The 17,619-nt window shown below is 42.9% G+C and carries 12 protein-coding genes; 2 read left to right on the top strand and 10 right to left on the bottom strand.

Annotation, left to right across the window (positions count from 1 at the left end; all coding sequences use genetic code 11):
• The first annotated feature begins 9 nt into the window (after positions 1-9).
• Complete coding sequence (locus tag ACMXYO_RS07980; protein WP_415881377.1) at positions 10-678, top strand: response regulator; 669 nt, start codon at positions 10-12, stop codon at positions 676-678.
• A 172-nt stretch (positions 679-850) separates the two neighbouring features.
• Here the strand turns inward: ACMXYO_RS07980 and ACMXYO_RS07975 are convergent, their stop codons facing one another.
• The 4 genes from ACMXYO_RS07975 to ercA form a co-directional block, all read right to left on the bottom strand.
• Positions 851-3,436 (bottom strand): NahK/ErcS family hybrid sensor histidine kinase/response regulator, encoded by a 2,586-nt coding sequence (locus ACMXYO_RS07975; RefSeq protein ID WP_415887965.1) that lies wholly within the window; start codon positions 3,434-3,436, stop codon positions 851-853.
• Positions 3,429-4,577: a nitric oxide-sensing protein NosP gene (gene nosP / locus ACMXYO_RS07970; protein WP_415887964.1), complete on the bottom strand. Its 1,149-nt coding sequence runs from the start codon at positions 4,575-4,577 to the stop codon at positions 3,429-3,431. The genes ACMXYO_RS07975 and nosP overlap by 8 nt, the downstream gene beginning before the upstream one ends.
• 107 nt (positions 4,578-4,684) lie before the next feature.
• Complete coding sequence (locus ACMXYO_RS07965) at positions 4,685-6,421, bottom strand: NahK/ErcS family hybrid sensor histidine kinase/response regulator (RefSeq protein WP_415887963.1); 1,737 nt, start codon at positions 6,419-6,421, stop codon at positions 4,685-4,687.
• The gene (ercA, locus tag ACMXYO_RS07960) at positions 6,405-7,568 is read right to left on the bottom strand and encodes an alcohol dehydrogenase-like regulatory protein ErcA (RefSeq protein ID WP_415887962.1); all 1,164 of its coding nucleotides are present in this window, start codon (positions 7,566-7,568) and stop codon (positions 6,405-6,407) included. Before ercA ends, ACMXYO_RS07965 begins: the two co-directional genes overlap by 17 nt.
• 349 nt (positions 7,569-7,917) lie before the next feature.
• Here ercA and ACMXYO_RS07955 point away from each other — a divergent pair, with 349 nt between their 5' ends.
• The gene (locus ACMXYO_RS07955) at positions 7,918-8,973 is read left to right on the top strand and encodes a porin (protein ID WP_415887961.1); all 1,056 of its coding nucleotides are present in this window, start codon (positions 7,918-7,920) and stop codon (positions 8,971-8,973) included.
• 704 nt (positions 8,974-9,677) lie between these two features.
• Here ACMXYO_RS07955 and ACMXYO_RS07950 read toward each other — a convergent pair.
• From ACMXYO_RS07950 to pqqB, 6 genes are all read right to left on the bottom strand, one after another.
• Positions 9,678-12,059: a TonB-dependent receptor gene (locus tag ACMXYO_RS07950; RefSeq protein ID WP_415887960.1), complete on the bottom strand. Its 2,382-nt coding sequence runs from the start codon at positions 12,057-12,059 to the stop codon at positions 9,678-9,680.
• A gap of 146 nt (positions 12,060-12,205) precedes the next feature.
• Complete coding sequence (locus ACMXYO_RS07945; protein WP_415887959.1) at positions 12,206-14,080, bottom strand: prolyl oligopeptidase family serine peptidase; 1,875 nt, start codon at positions 14,078-14,080, stop codon at positions 12,206-12,208.
• Between the two features lie 11 nt (positions 14,081-14,091).
• Complete coding sequence (gene pqqE, locus ACMXYO_RS07940; RefSeq protein ID WP_415887958.1) at positions 14,092-15,270, bottom strand: pyrroloquinoline quinone biosynthesis protein PqqE; 1,179 nt, start codon at positions 15,268-15,270, stop codon at positions 14,092-14,094.
• Between the two features lie 207 nt (positions 15,271-15,477).
• The gene (gene pqqD / locus ACMXYO_RS07935; RefSeq protein WP_415887957.1) at positions 15,478-15,759 is read right to left on the bottom strand and encodes a pyrroloquinoline quinone biosynthesis peptide chaperone PqqD; all 282 of its coding nucleotides are present in this window, start codon (positions 15,757-15,759) and stop codon (positions 15,478-15,480) included.
• Positions 15,752-16,519 carry a pyrroloquinoline-quinone synthase PqqC gene (gene pqqC, locus ACMXYO_RS07930; RefSeq protein WP_415887956.1) on the bottom strand — a complete coding sequence of 256 codons (768 nt, stop codon included), beginning with the start codon at positions 16,517-16,519 and terminating at the stop codon, positions 15,752-15,754. The genes pqqD and pqqC overlap by 8 nt, the downstream gene beginning before the upstream one ends.
• 32 nt (positions 16,520-16,551) lie before the next feature.
• Positions 16,552-17,472 carry a pyrroloquinoline quinone biosynthesis protein PqqB gene (pqqB, locus tag ACMXYO_RS07925; protein WP_415887955.1) on the bottom strand — a complete coding sequence of 307 codons (921 nt, stop codon included), beginning with the start codon at positions 17,470-17,472 and terminating at the stop codon, positions 16,552-16,554.
• Positions 17,473-17,619: the final 147 nt, after the last annotated feature.

The raw sequence follows: 17,619 nt of genomic DNA, 5'->3' as shown, positions 1-17,619 counted from the left end.
GATATTGTCGTGTACAAGATCCTGATCGCGGATGATCATCCGCTGTTCCGTGAAGCTATCATCAATGTTATCGAAAACAGCTTTACTGGCTGCCAGACACTGGAAACGGAAGATCTGGATAGTGCGCTTACAATCGCTCAAAATGAGGAAGAGCTAGATCTTATCCTGCTAGACCTAAACATGCCTGGCATGAACGGCCTAAACGGCTTGATCACTTTGCGTAACGACCTACCAACAGTACCTGTGGTTATCGTATCAGCAGAAGAAGACAAACAAATCGTACTTCAAGCCATCACCTATGGTGCTGTCGGTTTTATCACTAAGTCTTCTCCTCGCGATCAAATGACTGAAGCACTTCAGCAGATTCTTGCCGGTAACGTATACCTGCCTTCAGATATCATCCGCGCAAGCCAACCGGATAGCCGCCGCACTCAGCGCAAAGACGAAAATCAAATTCCACCAGAACTTCTTTCATCTTTGACACGTCGCCAGCTACTTGTATTAGAGCGAATGTCTAAAGGCGAATCAAACAAGCAGATCGCTTACAACCTAAACATAGCAGAAACGACGGTAAAAGCGCACGTGTCTGCAATTCTACGCAAGCTTGGCGTTCACAACCGTATTCAGGCAGTACTATCTGCCGGCAACATCGACTTTAACGAATACCTTAAGCGCTAAGATCCAAACTATTGGGTGACTGACTCCAGTCACCCTTCTTTTCCCTACCACTTCGTTTCTACATCAAAAAGACACATATCTAAGCCACTTCTTTAATTACTATTGAGCAAGGCTTAAGAATATCGAGAAAAGAGATTTAGCCCGGACTTGTTTGGAGGGAAAGCTTGCAGGTCTAAGCGACCTGCTGCTCTAATAGGTGTATTAGCGTAGTTTTTAGCTTAAGCGGTTTTATTGGCTTATTGACAAGAATAAACCCAAGATCACGAATCTCCTGATTAAGCTCTTTACTATAGTTAGCAGTAATCATCAGAACAGGCAGATCACTATCAACCCGCTCTGTTACTGTTTTAGCAGCATCAATGCCAGTCTCATCATTATCAAGGTGGTAATCTGCAATTAGCAAATCAACTGGATCCTCTTCAAAATCGACCTTCTTAGCAAGATCATCAAATGACAAAGCAGTCACAACATGACAGCCCCAGCCTGATAATAAGATTTCCATGCCCTTACAGATAGATTCATCGTTATCAATCAGCCATATGCAAGCACCAGAGAGACGTTCTGTTATCATTGGAATATGCGGACCTGTCACTTCAGCAGGCGCCAAAGGAGCACCCTTAGGCACTTTAACTCCAAATACAGAGCCTTTACCTTCGACTGAATCTACACGAATCTCATGACCCAATACTCGAGAAATTTTATCTACTATTGCAAGACCCAAGCCTAAACCTTTCTCCTGACCAGGCTGATCGGACTGAAGCCGTTTAAATTCCTGGAAGATCTCTTCAAGTTTATTTGAAGGTATACCTGGACCTGTATCGTAAACTTCAATCCAAACCGAATCAGCTTCATGCCTACAACCAAGTAGAATCTTACCCTCTTTGGTATAACGAATAGCATTTGTTAGAAAGTTACGCAGAATGCGCGCTAATAGCTGGGAGTCCGACTTAATAACCACCCCACTTTTTACATAACGGAAATCTATTCCCTCAGCATTCGCCAACTGCTGAAACTCAGGCGCCAAAGTATCGAACAAACTTTGCAGATTAAAGGTAATCACATCCGCTTTCACTACACCGGCATCAAGCTTAGAAATATCAACCAAGGTACGAAGTAAGGATTCCACATCATCCAAAGAGTTTGAAACCGATTGCGCCAAAGAACAGTTCTTAGGATCTTCAATTTTTTCAGCCAAAGCTCCTGAGAATAATCGAGCTGCATTCAACGGCTGAAGCAAATCATGACTTACAGCAGCCAAGAACTTAGTTTTAGAAAGATTGGCTTGCTCTGCTTCCATCTTTGCATCTAGTAGACGCGATTCAACCTGAACACGTTCAGTAATTTCAGACCGTAGCTGTTCGTTTAGCTCTGTTAGCTCAGATGTACGCTCCTCTACCCTTTGCTCAAGCAACTGGTGCGATAACTCTAGTGCTTCTGCTGATCGACGTCGCTCGGTTATATCTCGGATCATGACGAAGAAACCATTAGGATTTCCGTCTTTATCTATATTGGCGACATATGATTTCAGCATATACCGCTCTTCACCGCGCGAATTCGTCTGCCAAGTTTCGAAAGTTACATTACGGCCCGACAAGGCTTTTTCTACATATGGATTTAAGCGTTCGTATTCATCCGGTGAATACACATCATGAATACTTTGACCATTTAATTCACCATCAGCACGACCAAACCACTCGCTGTAAACCTTATTTGCAAAACCGTAATTCAAATCCTGGTCGAGATAAGCAATCAACGCCGGGACGTTATCCGTAATTAAGCGGATCCACTGCTCATTTTGACGAAGAGACTCAGCATATCGATGACGCTCAGTAATATCTGTATATGTATTTACAAAACCGCCTTGAGGCATTGGGTGTGTTCGGACCTCAATGACCTGGCCTTTATCACCTCTTTGCTCAGATGCTAACACTTCACCTTGCTGAGCAGCTGTTAGCGCATGCTGAAGAATCGAATGATTATCAAGCATGAGTGCTGCAAATGGAGGATAAGTCTGTACCTGCTCTTGCTCCACGCCCGTAAGATCAAGGAATCGATCATTCCAAAGTTCAACACGACCTTCCGGTGTAACCAGCACAACACCTTGTGAAAGGTTATCTACAGTATTTTGAAGCAACTTAGTTTTCTGAGCTAAGGCATGTTCTTTATCAGCTGTTTCTCGTTCTTTCAGTGCCGTGATGTCAGTATAAAGAATTACTAGACCACCATCCTGTGTCGGCCTTTCTGACATCTGAACCCAGCGACCATCGTTTAAACGATAGACCTTACTGCCCGTATTGGTATCAGGATATTCTTCATCAATCAGACCGCTTTCACGAGCTAGGCGCCCAATATCTTGAATGGTGGTACCTGTCTGAATGGTTAAACCCGTTGATGCCCAAACACTACTAAACTTACTGTTAAAAAGAACAATCTTTCTATCTTGATCAAATAGAACAAACGCATCTGAAATACTTTCTATTGCATCAACCAATCGCTGGTTAGCCAATGCCGCTTGATTATTAGCTAACTTAAGCGCTCTGTGACTTATTTTCAGTTCAGAAAGCACTCGGTTTAGCGCCTCTGTTCTCTCCCTCACCTGCTCGGCAAGCACTACAGAGTGCTCAAAAGCTGAATAAGGATTTGCGCTTTGCCCGCCTCCAGACTCAACTCGTTGAACCAAAACAGAGTTTATTTTACGTAGCTTGCGGTTTTCTTCTTCGAGTTCTGCAATGCGATCTTGTAAAGCCTGATCAGACATTTAGATTTCTCCCGATGGCCACTGCAGTGAAGGTCTGATTAATATGCATCCCCTCTTTTTGCTCTCCATAGGTATTAAATCCAATAACTTTATTTTGACGAAGTAAATCAGATATTTGTTGAGAGTTACCTCTTAGCTCACTCTCTAAACGACGCAAGAAACAGTCACAACCAATGATTAACTGTGGCTCACCAATTTTTTCTTCAATTACTTCAAGCTTACTGATCAGATCAGCAGCCATATCTCCGGGTTTCATGACCGTTAACACAATGCCATTTTCAACCGCACAATAAAATTTCATGCTGAGATCATCGTTAACCTGCTGGATAGAACGCACGAAATACTCTTCGCCAAGTTTTACAGCAATAGGATTTAGCGCGAAAACCTCATGATTCAAGTCTTCGACCGCAACCCCAATAGCCCTTGCATATTCCAATGCTGCAGGTTCAGCATTTATCTCGTATACACATCGACTGTCAGCGTCCGCTTCTGTAACAACCAGTTTGTCGTTACGGTGGTTCATATGATGAGTGCTAAATACTTCAAAGTCGTAGATGGTATTTACCAGCATGACTACAGCAGCATCGGTATGAAATTCACCATTGTAGAACACGTGGGTTTTAGCGAGATGAATATCATCTCCTGCCGAGCCACCAAAGTTTGGAATACTACCCAGTGCCGAATTTAGGGTAACAAGGACGTTTTCTTCCTGAATGGATAAACCATCAAGCAAAGTCAAAGCAAATGTATTACCTTTGATCGGTGCAATCTCATGATGACGACAACCAGAAATCAGCTGATCAACTAACATCTGAGCATCAGTCAGACTGAAGTCATCAAGACACTCGATAGATGCAGCTTCAACCGCAAAACCAGACTGTTTAAATCCGATTGCTGTGATACAACCCTGGCCATAGCCGTCAGGAGTAATTTCACCAGCAGTGGTGCAACCTACGATTTCCGTTGTAGGAAAAGCTTGATTAAGTGCTGAAGCAAGCTCTTTGAGCGGATACTCTGCAGAACAAAAAAACGTTATAAAACTGATATCTGGAGAATCAAGCTGCGACAAGAGATCATGTGCAGCAGTGATAGGATCAGAACTAAATGATGCAGCGAGCAGAAACGCGGGGTCCTGAGTCAATGGTCTATCCTCGGGAAAAGCTTAATCATTTCATTCTAGGTCTTGAGGATGAATCGACAAATACTACTTGCGACCCCTTTTTATATATAACTCAAGACCAAGACTCTTCAACAAACCAAATGAGTAATTAAAGCCCTTAGTTTACCTGGCTTAACCGGCTTATTAATCATAGACAATCCTTTGTTCTCAAAAAGCTGACGACACTCACTACTTCTATCAGCCGTTAAGATAACCGCCGGAATATCCAAGCCAAAATGTTCTCGCAGCCCATCAATCGCATCTGTTCCAAATAAGTCAAAGTCCAAGTGATAATCTGCGAGAATCAATTCAGGCACTATGTACTCATCAGCACATTTTTCTATGGCCTCACTCATGCTCGACGCAATAATAACGAAACAACCCCACTGAGTAAGCAATGCTTCCATGCTGGCCTGAATGCTCTCCTCATTATCTATCACTAGAACAACAAGATTCGATAATTGATCGCCACCAAACTGGCTTATCTGTTTTTTCGGAGCTTCAATCGAAAGACGCTCTACCAAGGGGACCTCAATAGCAAACATGGAGCCTTTATCAGGCACAGACTTCACAACTAACCTATGCCCAAGCATCTGCGCAATACGCTCAACTATTGCAAGCCCTAAGCCTACACCCTGACGATCTTTAGCTGATTTATTTTCTAACTGCTGAAACTCTTTAAAAACCAGCCGCTGCTTTTCTTCAGGGATACCTAAACCAGTATCCCAAACCTGTATACTCAGTACTGCCCCCTTGCGGCGACAACCCACAATTACTCTACCCTTTTCTGTATAACGAATAGCATTACTGATGAAATTCCTAATAATTCTTAGAAGTAAGCGTGAATCACTGGTAACAGCGGCGGAACACTCAGAAAGCTTTAACTGGATATGCTTATTTTCAGCAACAGTCTGAAACTCATTTACCATTGATTGCAATAGCTGATTGATACGAAAATCAGTCACATCAGGCTGTACCGCATTTTGATCTAGCTTAGAAATATCCAAGAGATCCGTTAAAAGATCCTCGGCATTCTCAAGCGCTAAGTGGACACGCTCAACCAAGTGAGCATCTTGAGTTTCAAGCGAACGATCTCGTAAAGCTGCAATTAATAGCCTAGCTGCATTCATAGGCTGCAATAGATCGTGACTCGCAGCAGCAAGGTACTTATCCTTACTTTTATTAGCCTCTTCCGCTAGATCCTTAGCAACCTTAAGCTCTTCTTGAATTTGTTTACGCTCAGAAATTTCTTGAATAAGCTTATCATTTAGAGACACCAGCTCCTGAGTTCGATGAAGCACTCTATCCTCGAGCTCTTCATTTAACTGCTTCAATCTGTCTTGGGACTTTATTCGAGCAGTTATATCTTTAACAAACCCCTCAATAATGGGCCCGTTTCCATCAGGATCTTTAGATAACGCACTCACTGAAACATGGATACACTGCCCATCCTCTTTCAAAAAAAGAGTCTCAAAGTTAAAAACCCTACCGTATTGCGCAAGCTGATAACGAAAATCCGAATAGGCGTCAGCACAACAAAAAAGCAAAGAATCCAACTTTGTTATTCGCTCGATAAACTGAGTTTCAGAACCATATCCACAAAGCCTAACCATCGCTGGATTAGCAGATACAATCCCTTCATCTAACTTAGCCTGAAATATCCCGTGCAGCGCATTTTCAAACAACCATTTATAACGATTTTTTTCACGCTCAAGCTCGTCTATCTTAGTAACTAGTTCGGAGTGATAATTCTTTCGTGAAGAGTGGTTTCCAAGACCAATAAGGTTTTCTACCGTTTGATTTTGGTCATTAAAGCGCTTCTTCATAAACCACTTCTACATCTCTTTTATTAGATTTACGGGGGTTCGTGAGAATACACGGATCCCGCAAGGCATGATCAGATAACACAGGGATATCCACTAAGTTTACGCCATTTTCCTTAAGCTTTTGATCCAAGCCCACATCCCTTTTTAATTGGACAACTTTATCCCTTAAAGCCAACTGAATTTGACTGGCATTAAGACCTTTAGTTTCAATTCCCATAGTTGAAGCTACAACTTTAAAACGCTCTTCTGCCTCAGAATAATTAAAATCAATAACATGCTCTAACAAGATTGCATTACATAGCCCGTGAGGCAGATCTTTATATCCACCCAGACTATGCGACATAGCATGCACCGCACCTAAAATTGCATTAGAGAAAGCCAACCCAGCTTTCATAGAGCCAAGCATCACCTGCTCTCGCAGATAAATATCTTGCGGCTGCTCCACTAAAGCAACAATGCTTTCATTAATTAAACGCATAGCATCAAGCGCATGCATGTCAGTTAAAGGCCCAGCACCCGTAGACACAAATGCCTCTATTGCATGAACTAAGGCATCAATACCAGTACACGCACTGAGAAAAGGGTCCATTGTCATGGTCGTTTCTGGATCAATCAATGCTACGTCCGGCACTACAGCCTTGCTAACAATGGATATTTTAACTTTCTCAACAGGATCAGAAATTATTGCAAACTGAGAGACATCAGCAGAAGTACCCGCAGTAGTCGGTATAAAAATTAGAGGCGGTATAGGAAGGTGAATAGTATCAATACCTTCATAATCGAGAATATGCTTACCATTGGCACAGACAATACCGATGCCTTTAGCGCAATCCATAGGACTTCCACCACCGACAGCAACTATAACGTTACAATTGTGCTCTTGGTAAACTTGAGCACCCTTCATAACCTCTTCGGCTCGAGGATTAGCCGATACATCATCAAAAACAACATGTTCTATCTCTTCAATTAAAAGCAGATCGGAAATCTCTTTAACCCAACCAGCCTCTCGTACACCTTGGTCTGAAACCACCAACACCTTTCTGGCGCCAAAGTTTTTGGCATAATTTGCCACTGAGCATCTTGCCCCCGAACCAAATATTATTTCTGGGGAAACGAACTTTCGAAGATTAGAAATGTCCCTACTCATCAATACACTCTATAGACCGTAATTGTTTATTTGAGATAGAAGCAATCAAGTTTACATGAGGCATTAATAAGACCAAAGTGACAAACATATTAATGAAACATATAATTGATATCATTCTCGTTAAGCGCCATATTGCACTGCACAATATTTGTGCACTTAAGTATATAATACCTCTCAAAACCTTAAGATGTAATACCTTTACACCCTTAGATTTCAATACTTTGGCGCCGACCACCACAGGATCTATTGTCCTATCTAAAAAGAACTATAGAGCCATGTAAGCATTGCTAACACTTGTCGATAATCTCCTCCATCGTTAAACAAACTAAATTCCTTAATTGGGGGCGACATGAAAAATAACAAAGCCAAGCTGTTAGCTGTAGCAGTTGCAATGGGCATGAGCGCACACGCAAGCGCTGCGATTGAACTGTATAACCAGGATGGCACTACTTTCTCTGCTGATGGTCACTTCAACGCTTTCTACGTTCACACTGATAACGACACTACTGGCGACCAGTCACGTGTTCGCATGGGTTTCCTACCTAACTGGATCGGTTTCAACGTATCAAAAGAAATTGATGGCCTAAAAGTTGGCGGCCGCTCTTCTTTCTGGGTAACTATCAACGACGGTACTAACAACGTAACTGACACTGCTATCGACGTTCGTCAATTCTACGGCACTGTAGACGGCGAATTCGGTCAGGTTCTTTTCGGTAAAGATTTCGGCCTATATGCTCGTACTAACATTTTCTCTGACGAGCTACTACTAGGTACTGGTCTACCTATGCCAAATACTGGCGGCGTTACTTTCGGTAACATCTCTGTAGGTTACCCATACGCTACTCCTAACGCTCAGATCACTTACCGTTCACCTGTTAACAACGGCTTCCAAATTGCTGTTGGTATCCTTGACCCAGATTCAGGCGAAACTGTAGGTCAAGGCGATGACGCTCGCTTTGAAGCAGAACTTACTTACGCTACTGATTTTGATGGCGGTAAGTTCAACGCATGGTTAGGCGCTGCTACTGGCGAATCCAACACAGATGGCGGTAGCGTAGAAGGTCTTGCCTTCGGTGCTCGCGTAGCTATGGGTGGCTTCCAACTAACTGCTTCTGGCTTCGATCAGGAAGGTATCTCTTCTGTTCTAGCGGACAACACAGTAGCTAGCAACACTGACTCTGACGGTTACCTAGTTCAGGCTTCTTACGCTGCAAACGGCCACCGCGTTGTATTGTCACACGGCGAAACTGAAGTAAACGGTGCTGACTCTCAAGAAATGCAGACTATTGCTTACTTCTACGACGTAAACAGCAGCCTAAAACTGATTGCAGAATACGACCAAGCTGAAACTGGCGCTGGCGTAGAAACTGATCAGTTCGCTATCGGTGCTGCACTAAGCTGGTAATTACTACTTAAAGTAATTAGCTAGACATTGGCCGCTGCTCTGTCCCCCCCTTCTCCAGAGCCGCGGCCTTCTTTTATATACACCCTTCTACAAGCCCCCTCCTAACGCTATTCGCTATTCGCTATTCGCTATTCGCTATTCGCTATTCGCTATTCGCTATTCAGTAGATTGTAAAAGCTTATTTCAGGCAAAAAAAAGCCTGCTAACTAAGCAGGCAAAGTACGACGGTTAGAGCTCTTAGATAGAAACTCAAAGCCAGAGAGTGGATGTAAGAACATAAGCTGCTCTTGAATAAAACCATTATCCTCTCTACCCCCCAATATTGCTGCTCTGCAACAGAATGAAATCATCTAATACTTTAGGCGCAGACCATAAGAGACGCCTATTCAACCAATATTCCCAGAAGCTAGAAGCTAGAAGCTAGAGGCTAGAGGCTAGAGGCTAGAGGCTAGAGGCTAGAGGCTAGAGGCTAGAGGCTAGAGGCTAGAGGCTAGAGGCTAGAGGCTAGACAAACTTGCGTTATATCCAAACAAATACAACAGCATTTGAATATTTATATTAGTTATAAATCCGATCACTTGGCTTGGTGACAAAACACAAATCACATATTACAGGCACAAAAAAAAGCGCTGACAAATTTGCCAGCGCCTTGTTCATAAAAGGCTTTAAATTAGACATACATCAAGCACATCTAACTCAACCTATTAGAATCGAGCTCGAATACCAACTACACCCGAACGAGGCTTGCCAGGACCTACGAAACGGTGATCATCAATACCTTGATCCTCAAGCACTTCATCAGACTCACCGTATACACCGAATGTTTCATAGTCTTTATCGAATACATTATCGATACGACCGAACAGCTCGACGTTATTTGTCAGCTTATATTGACCACGTAAATTAACGACCGCAAATGAATCGATTTTTTCATTTTCATTCGCTTCATCACCACGGTAGAACTGGCTACTTTGATAATTTACTTCAGCACCCAAATCGAACTTAGGCGTAACAGCCCAATCAGCTACAATTTTAATATTGTGCTCTGGTAGACCAGGAATTGCATCACCTTTCTCTACAGAACGAGTATCGCCTTGCGGATTGTTTGTACTCACAGAGTTGAACGGCGTTTGGAAAGTCGCATCCATCCATGTGTAAGAAACACCTACAGCAACATTGTCATACTTTTTATTAGCCGCTAGCTCGATACCCATACGACGAGTCTTACCAACGTTTGCAAAGTAACCTTCAGATGCCAAAGTACCAGCGTTCTGGAAGATAATGTCATCGTGGTTCATAGTATGGAATGCGCCAGCAGACCAACCATAACCCGCACTATTTCCACGAACACCCACTTCAAAGGACTTAGCAACAACCTGCTCTAGTGGTGGATCAGACACAAAACCATTTGGAAGCTTACATGGATCTTCTGGATCAGCACAGCTCAGCTCAGCTGGAGTCGGCGCACGAGAAGATTCACTATAGCTGCCATAGTAGCTCATATGATCATTTGCTTGATAAGCCAGTCCAACAGCTGGGTTCAAGCGCTTGAAGGAGTGATTACCTGTTAAATCAAGGTTTTCTTCGCCAATACCAACCATATCAATATTGGTGTAGTTATAGCGAGCAGACAGCGTTAGATCCAACTTTTCATTCAGAGCCAAAGTATCCGTAACAAAAAGACCGATATTAGTCACATCTGTCTCTAGGCGAACACTGGATTCATTATCGTAAATACCAATGCCAGTTACACCACGATCTTCACCCTCTTCGTTACGAAGGCGAGCAAACTGTGTATCAGACTCAAAATCAATCTCCGAATAGTCGATACTACCGCCAATCGTTAATTGATTTTCTTTGCCATTGAAATCATCTAGGAAAGTTAACTGCGAACCTAAACCAAAACTTTCCATTTTGGTTTCAGAAGTATTTAGCGTTCCATCAAAAACTTCATCATCAGCAATTAGCTCAGCCTGAAGAGCGGCATCCACATCACCTAGATGCTCGTCATCATCAAAGCCTCTAAATTCTACTGCTTCTAGACCATCTTCAGCCTCACAAAGCGTAGCATTTACACTACCGCCAGCAGGTGCTGCCAATGGATTTTCATTGTTCGCATCTACGTAACATAATCCGTAATCACTATCGTCACCGTTTAAAGTTTTAACCTTGTTACGACGATAGAAAACATTACCCGCTAGCTGCGTAGTATCATCAACCCAAGTGTCACCACTTAAAGTTAGTAGCGCAAGATTGGTTTCTGTTTGGTCTGGCTGAGTATAAATACTTTCACGACCTTCAGCTTCAAGTAGACCAATTGGCGCAGCACCATTACCAATCATTTTATTATTGTTAGCAGCCGCAGTTAGCTCAACATTGTTACCATTTTCACCACGCCAAGTTAACGTTGCCAAACCTTGCTGAACTTCAGTAGGTGAATGATCTCGCCAACCATCTTCTTCGTAGTAGTTACCGATAACGAAGTAACCAAATTCACCATCATTTCCACCAGATTGAACTTCTACATTCATTCGGCCGTCATTACCGATAGAAGCTTCGATCTGATTGCCTTCATTATCAAAACCGTTTTTGATCTTAATGGACAGAGCGCCACCCAGAGTATTTTGACCAAATACTGGGTTAGAACCTGCGAAAAGATTTACAGATTGGATTGCACCTTCAGGAAGAAGATCCCAGTTTACTGTATCGCCAAACGGCTCATTGAAACGAATACCGTTAACGTAAACAGACAAACCTTGAGGCAAACCAAGTAACGGAGACGCTGTAAAGCCGCGATATTGAACATCAGGCTGGAACGGGTTATTAACCGCCTCATTAATTGTCACGCTACTGAAGTTATAGCGAAGATGCTCTGCAATATTAAGAGACTGAGACTTTTCTAGATCATCAGCATTAGCAGACTGTACGGCCGCAGCAATACGATTTTTTTCAATACCGACACCGTATATAGGTGTATTACCAATAACTGTAACACCCTCTAATTGGGTTGCATCCTCTGCGGAAACCCCCGTGCTACACGCAGCAACTGCCAATAAAGGAAACCAATACTTTTTTTGCAAGCTCATTATCTATGAATCCTGTGAATGTATTTTTCTTATCCACGCTATTTTTTCATAGAAATGCCATTAACACCTTTATGCTGCCTACCCATAAAACAGTGATATAAGCGTAATACTTAAGAACTAGCCCTATCCCAATCCTGGAAATAACACTAGTTAGAATGCAATTTCATCGCCGTTTGATAAAATTCTAATTCTTTTTTAAGTACTACTTCTGCAGTATCTGAAGCGCGAAAGCCGTGAGCCTCATCAGGGAAGTAATACGCATCAACCTTAATCCCTCGACCTTTCAGAGCCTCTTCCATAGCCCGAGTTTGATCAGGCAAAACCACCTTATCCCTCTCTCCTTGAAAGAAAATCACAGGACAATTAATTTGATCTACATTATCGAGTGGCGCTCGATCACGATAGACTTGCTCATCGAAGATTGGATCCCCAATTAACCAATGCAAATAATTAGATTCAAATTTATGGGTACAACCATCAAGAACAAGCGGATCCGTCACACCATATAAACTCGCAGCTGCCGCAAAACAATCCAATTGATACACAGCACTTAGCGCTGAAAATCCCCCCGAACTATTACCACGAACAAAAATCGCCTGTTTATCTATAAGACCTGATTCAACCAACCCATCAATTGCTGACTGAATATCCTCTATCTCAACAACACCCCATTGGTACTGCAAACTATTACGATAAGCACGACCATAGTTACTGCTACCGCGATAATTTAAATCCAAAACCGAAAAGCCACGCTGGGTCCAATATTGGATTTTCATATTTAAGAAAGGATAAGTCGCAGCCGTTGGTCCCCCATGAAGAAACACCACAAGAGGAGGCTTTGAATCTTCAGATTGAAAACCACTATTGGCAGGAGGATAGAAATACCCGTAGCAAGTTGACTCAGCTTTAGAAAAAACCAGAGGTCGAGCCAGAGAGCAATCTAAAGCCCTTAACGGTGAGGCGCCCCCCACCACAACTCTAACTTGTCCAGTTACAGTATTAATTTTCAGCACGGAAACTAGCCGATTAGCAGCAGACGCAACCACACCCACCCATTTACCTGCCGCAACTAGCGATTTAAAGTAATTAAATTCAGAAGCCAGCGAGACACCACCAAGGAGCACCTCCGCCCCTTCATGTTTATGGTGAATTGACACAATTTTTGAATATAAATCAGCATAATGAGTTAAACCACACTGCCAAGGCGCAGAGATCACATCACATGATTGTGACTCAATCGAAATAAGCTCCACCCTATCTAAATCACATCTATAGACATTCCACCAATCAGACCGATCAGAAACAACATACAGTTCGCCCTGAGGAGAGAAATAAGGCTGGGAAAGCGCCTCCTCAAATTCACGACCTGCAATCGAAATAGGCTTATTGAACTCTGAAGAAGTTAAATCTAGATAAGAAAATTGAGTTGATGTCCAAGGCTGGTGTGGATGATCCCAGCTAATGAAAGCAAGCATCGTACCTTGGTGATTAATCACTGGATAACTATAAAAATCTGCCCCTTCGACCAGCACCTGTACCGAACCGTCGGATAGATCAATTCCGACAATTCGATTTAAAACACAATCATCACCATGAACTTCATCAACAGCAATTAAACGATTACGAGATCTATCCCAAACAGGTTCAATGTATCGAGTATTTGCCTGATCAGTTAGCTGGACCACAGCATAAGGAGAAACAAGACTCTGCTTATAAATCTGCTGATCACTGGCATTCACAAACACTAATGCATCATCAAGTAAACACCAACCTCGACCACCATACTCATATACTTTGCTTTGAACACTAAACTCAGATGGTGTTAATTCATGTTGAACACCCGGCTGAGACTCTAATTCAAAGCAGATGCAGCAACGACCGCCTTCACTTGGCCGTTGCTCAACCCAATACAGATCACCACTTTGACTTAGTTGTAGCTGACTATATTCAACACCTGCACTAATAGCATCCGCCTCTGTTAGAGACGAAGACCAAAAACCAGGGAAATTTGAATTTGGCATGATGACTAAGGCTAACCCTTGGCAAACACCCGAGAGTTACGATCATTTCGGTAAACAAAATCATCAGGATTATTCACAACGTTCTCGGCGTTTTGCCTAGCCTCAACAATCTTATGATGGTGCTCAGATTTAGAACAGACAGGATCAGCATTATGCATATCACCTGTGAGCATATAAGCCTGACAATGACAGCCACCAAAATCTTTATCCTTTTCATCGCAACTACGACAAGGCTCTTTCATCCAGTCGTCGCCGCGGAAATAATTAAACCCAGGACTATCATCCCAAATTTGCTGCAAAGTCATCTCTTTTACATTCGGAAAATCTAACGGCAGCATACGTGCACTATGACATGGTAATGCCTTACCATCTGGCGTAACTGTTAAGAACACCTGACCCCAGCCGTTCATACAGCCTTTTGGACGCTCTTCATAATAATCCGGCGTCACAAAAATCAGCTTAATAGGATTCCCTTGAGCCGCTAATTTTTCTCGGTATTCATTGGTAATTCGCTCAGCTCGCTCCAGCTGCGCCTGCGTTGGCAGCAACTGCTCAACATTCTCAAAAGCCCAACCGTAGTACTGACAAGTTGCAAGCTCAACATAATCAGCTTCCAACTCTACGCAAAGCTCAATAATTTTATCGATACGATCGATATTATGACGATGAGTTACGAAGTTAAGTACCATAGGGTACCCTTGCGCCTTAACCTCTCTAGCCATTTTAAGTTTTTGCTGGAAAGCTTTTTGAGAACCCGCAACCATGTTGTTTACAGATTCATCACTCGCCTGAAAGCTAACCTGAATATGGTCCAATCCAGCCTTATGGAATTCAGCCATTTTACGCTCATTAAGGCCAACACCCGATGTAATCAAATTCGTGTAGTAACCCATTTCATGAGCACCACCGATCAATTCAATAAGATCCTGACGCACTAATGGCTCACCGCCAGAAAAACCAAGCTGAACAGCCCCCAACTCCCTTCCCTGCTGAAATACATCAAGCCACTGCTGTGTAGTTAACTCACCACCAAAATCAGCAAAATCCAGAGGATTAGAACAGTAAGGGCACTGCAACGGACATTTATAAGTTAGCTCTGCTAACAACCACAAAGGGCGACCGTGAGTTTTTTCTACAGGATGACCAATATTTGGACGTGAAGGCGAGCCGTTACAAGAGGAAGAAGTCATAAAATCTTTCGCAAATTATTATTATCAACTATAGCTATCATCACTCTCGACAGCCATTTTGTGCAGACCTAAATGGTAGCAATGAACTACTACCAAAGCACCAAATAAACACACAAAAAAGATGACCTATAACAGCTAAGTAAAAGATATATAGAGATAAATAAAGAAAGGAACCCGCCCCTTGCATACCAAGGAGCAGGTAGCGATTTAAGCTAACCAGCCCTGCTTTTTCGCTTCAGCCAGGAACTCAAGAACATCACCAGAAAGATCGCCAGCATCAGAAAATTTAGCTTCTAATTCCGCGATAATTTGTGCAGCATCACGCTCGCCATCAACAAGCTCCATAATTTCGCCCGCAGGTCCATTTAACTGAATCATTCCTTCAGGATAAAGCAGAACATAACAATCCTGCGCTTTCTCCCACTGAAAGCGAAACATATTGTTCAGCACAGGAACATCCGATGCCACAAAAACTACCGAATCAGTCATTAAACAATCCTCGGTGATAAACCTTCTGATCGGTCACTGTGTGATAAGGTGCACGCTCATACTCATAAGCCATAGTCATTGCATCCAGCATGGTCCAAAGCACATCAAGCTTGAACTGCAGGATCTCTAGCATGCGATCTTGCTGCTCACGTGTTTTGTAGTGATCAAGCGTAATATCAAGACCGTGAACCACATCACGACGCGCCTCAGTAAGACGGTTACGGAAATACTGATAGCCATCTTCCTTAATCCATGGGTAATGTCCCGGCCAAGTATCCAAACGATTCTGATGGATCGTTGGCGCAAACATCTCAGTCAATGAAGAGCTTGCCGCTTCTTGCCAAGTCGCACGACGAGCAAAATTGATATAAGCATCCACCGCAAAGCGCACACCCGGCAAAACATGCTCACCAGATAGAATCTCTTCACGAGTCAGACCAACGGCCTCGCCTAAACGCAACCAGGCCTCAATTCCACCTTCAGCACCTTCAAAACCATCATGATCAAGTACACGCTGCACCCAATGGCGGCGCACTTCACGATCCGGGCAATTTGCCATGATCGCAGCATCTTTGACTGGAATACTGATCTGATAATAGAAACGGTTAGCCACCCAACCACGAATTTGCTCAGGCGTGGACTTACCTTCATACATAGCTATATGGTATGGATGCTGCGTATGGTAAAAATCACCTTTAGCTCTTAGAGCCTTTTCAAATTCATCACGCGTTAAAGGCTGTTTATCTTCTGCACTACTCATTTTTTATATTAACCTCTACACACTTCCCGAAATTAAAGCTCGATCGACATTCCGTCATAAGAAATTTCGATACCATGAGATTCAACTTCTGCACGCTCAGGAGAATCTTCATCTAAAATCGGGTTGGTATTATTGATGTGGATGAGAATCTTACGCGGGTTATCCAACGTATCTAGATACTCAATCATGCCACCCTCTCCAGACTGAGGCAGATGACCCATTGCAACACCTAACTTATCACCTACACCAGTAACGATAAGCTCATCTTCCTGCCAAATTGTACCGTCAACTAGCAGTACATCTGCAGATTCCATGTAAGCGCGCAAATGAGGCTCGATCTGACCAAGACCAGGCGCATAGAACAGTTTTTTACCCGTACGAGTGTCTTCGATTTGAATACCGATATTATCACCAGGGTGCGGGTCATCTCTATGAGGAGAATATGGAGGCGCACTACTCAGTAGTGGCACAGCAGTTAACTTAAGCTCGGGCGCTTGAGGTATAACAAAAGTATTGTCATTTTCGCCAATCGGAATTCGGTTGATATTATTACCACCATTCCAATGCTTAAGCATGTTGAAAACAGGAAAACCTGTTGTTAGATCCTGCTCAACCATCTCTGTACACCAGATATTATGAGGACAACCCTCACGCAACATCAACAAACCTGTTGTGTGATCGATTTGGCTATCCATATATACGATTGCAGAGATACCTGTATCACGAATTGAGCGATTTGGCTGCATAGGACCAAAATTAGCCAACTGCTCACGAATATCAGGAGATGTATTGAAAAGAATCCAGTTTTCACCATCCGCACTTACAGTAATTGAAGATTGAGTGCGTGGTTTTGCATTAATAGTTCCTGCACGAACACCCGCGCAGTTTTTACAGTTACAGTTCCACTGTGGGAAACCGCCACCAGCGGCAGAGCCTAATACTTGTACTTTCATTGTTATTCTTCTACTTAATAACCGTCGACATCCTGCTGTAAAATATCAGGAAAAAGGCAGGATCGCATAAGAAAAGTTGCTTTGAAAAATCCTCGAATGGGATTTGGGTCCTTCCAAGATAAATTACCCCGACATATAGCCGGGGTA

Origin of the sequence: Neptuniibacter sp. QD37_6 (assembly GCF_047778085.1) — a bacterium.
Taxonomy (GTDB): domain Bacteria; phylum Pseudomonadota; class Gammaproteobacteria; order Pseudomonadales; family Balneatricaceae; genus Neptuniibacter.
This window is presented reverse-complemented; position numbering and strand designations above follow the sequence as displayed.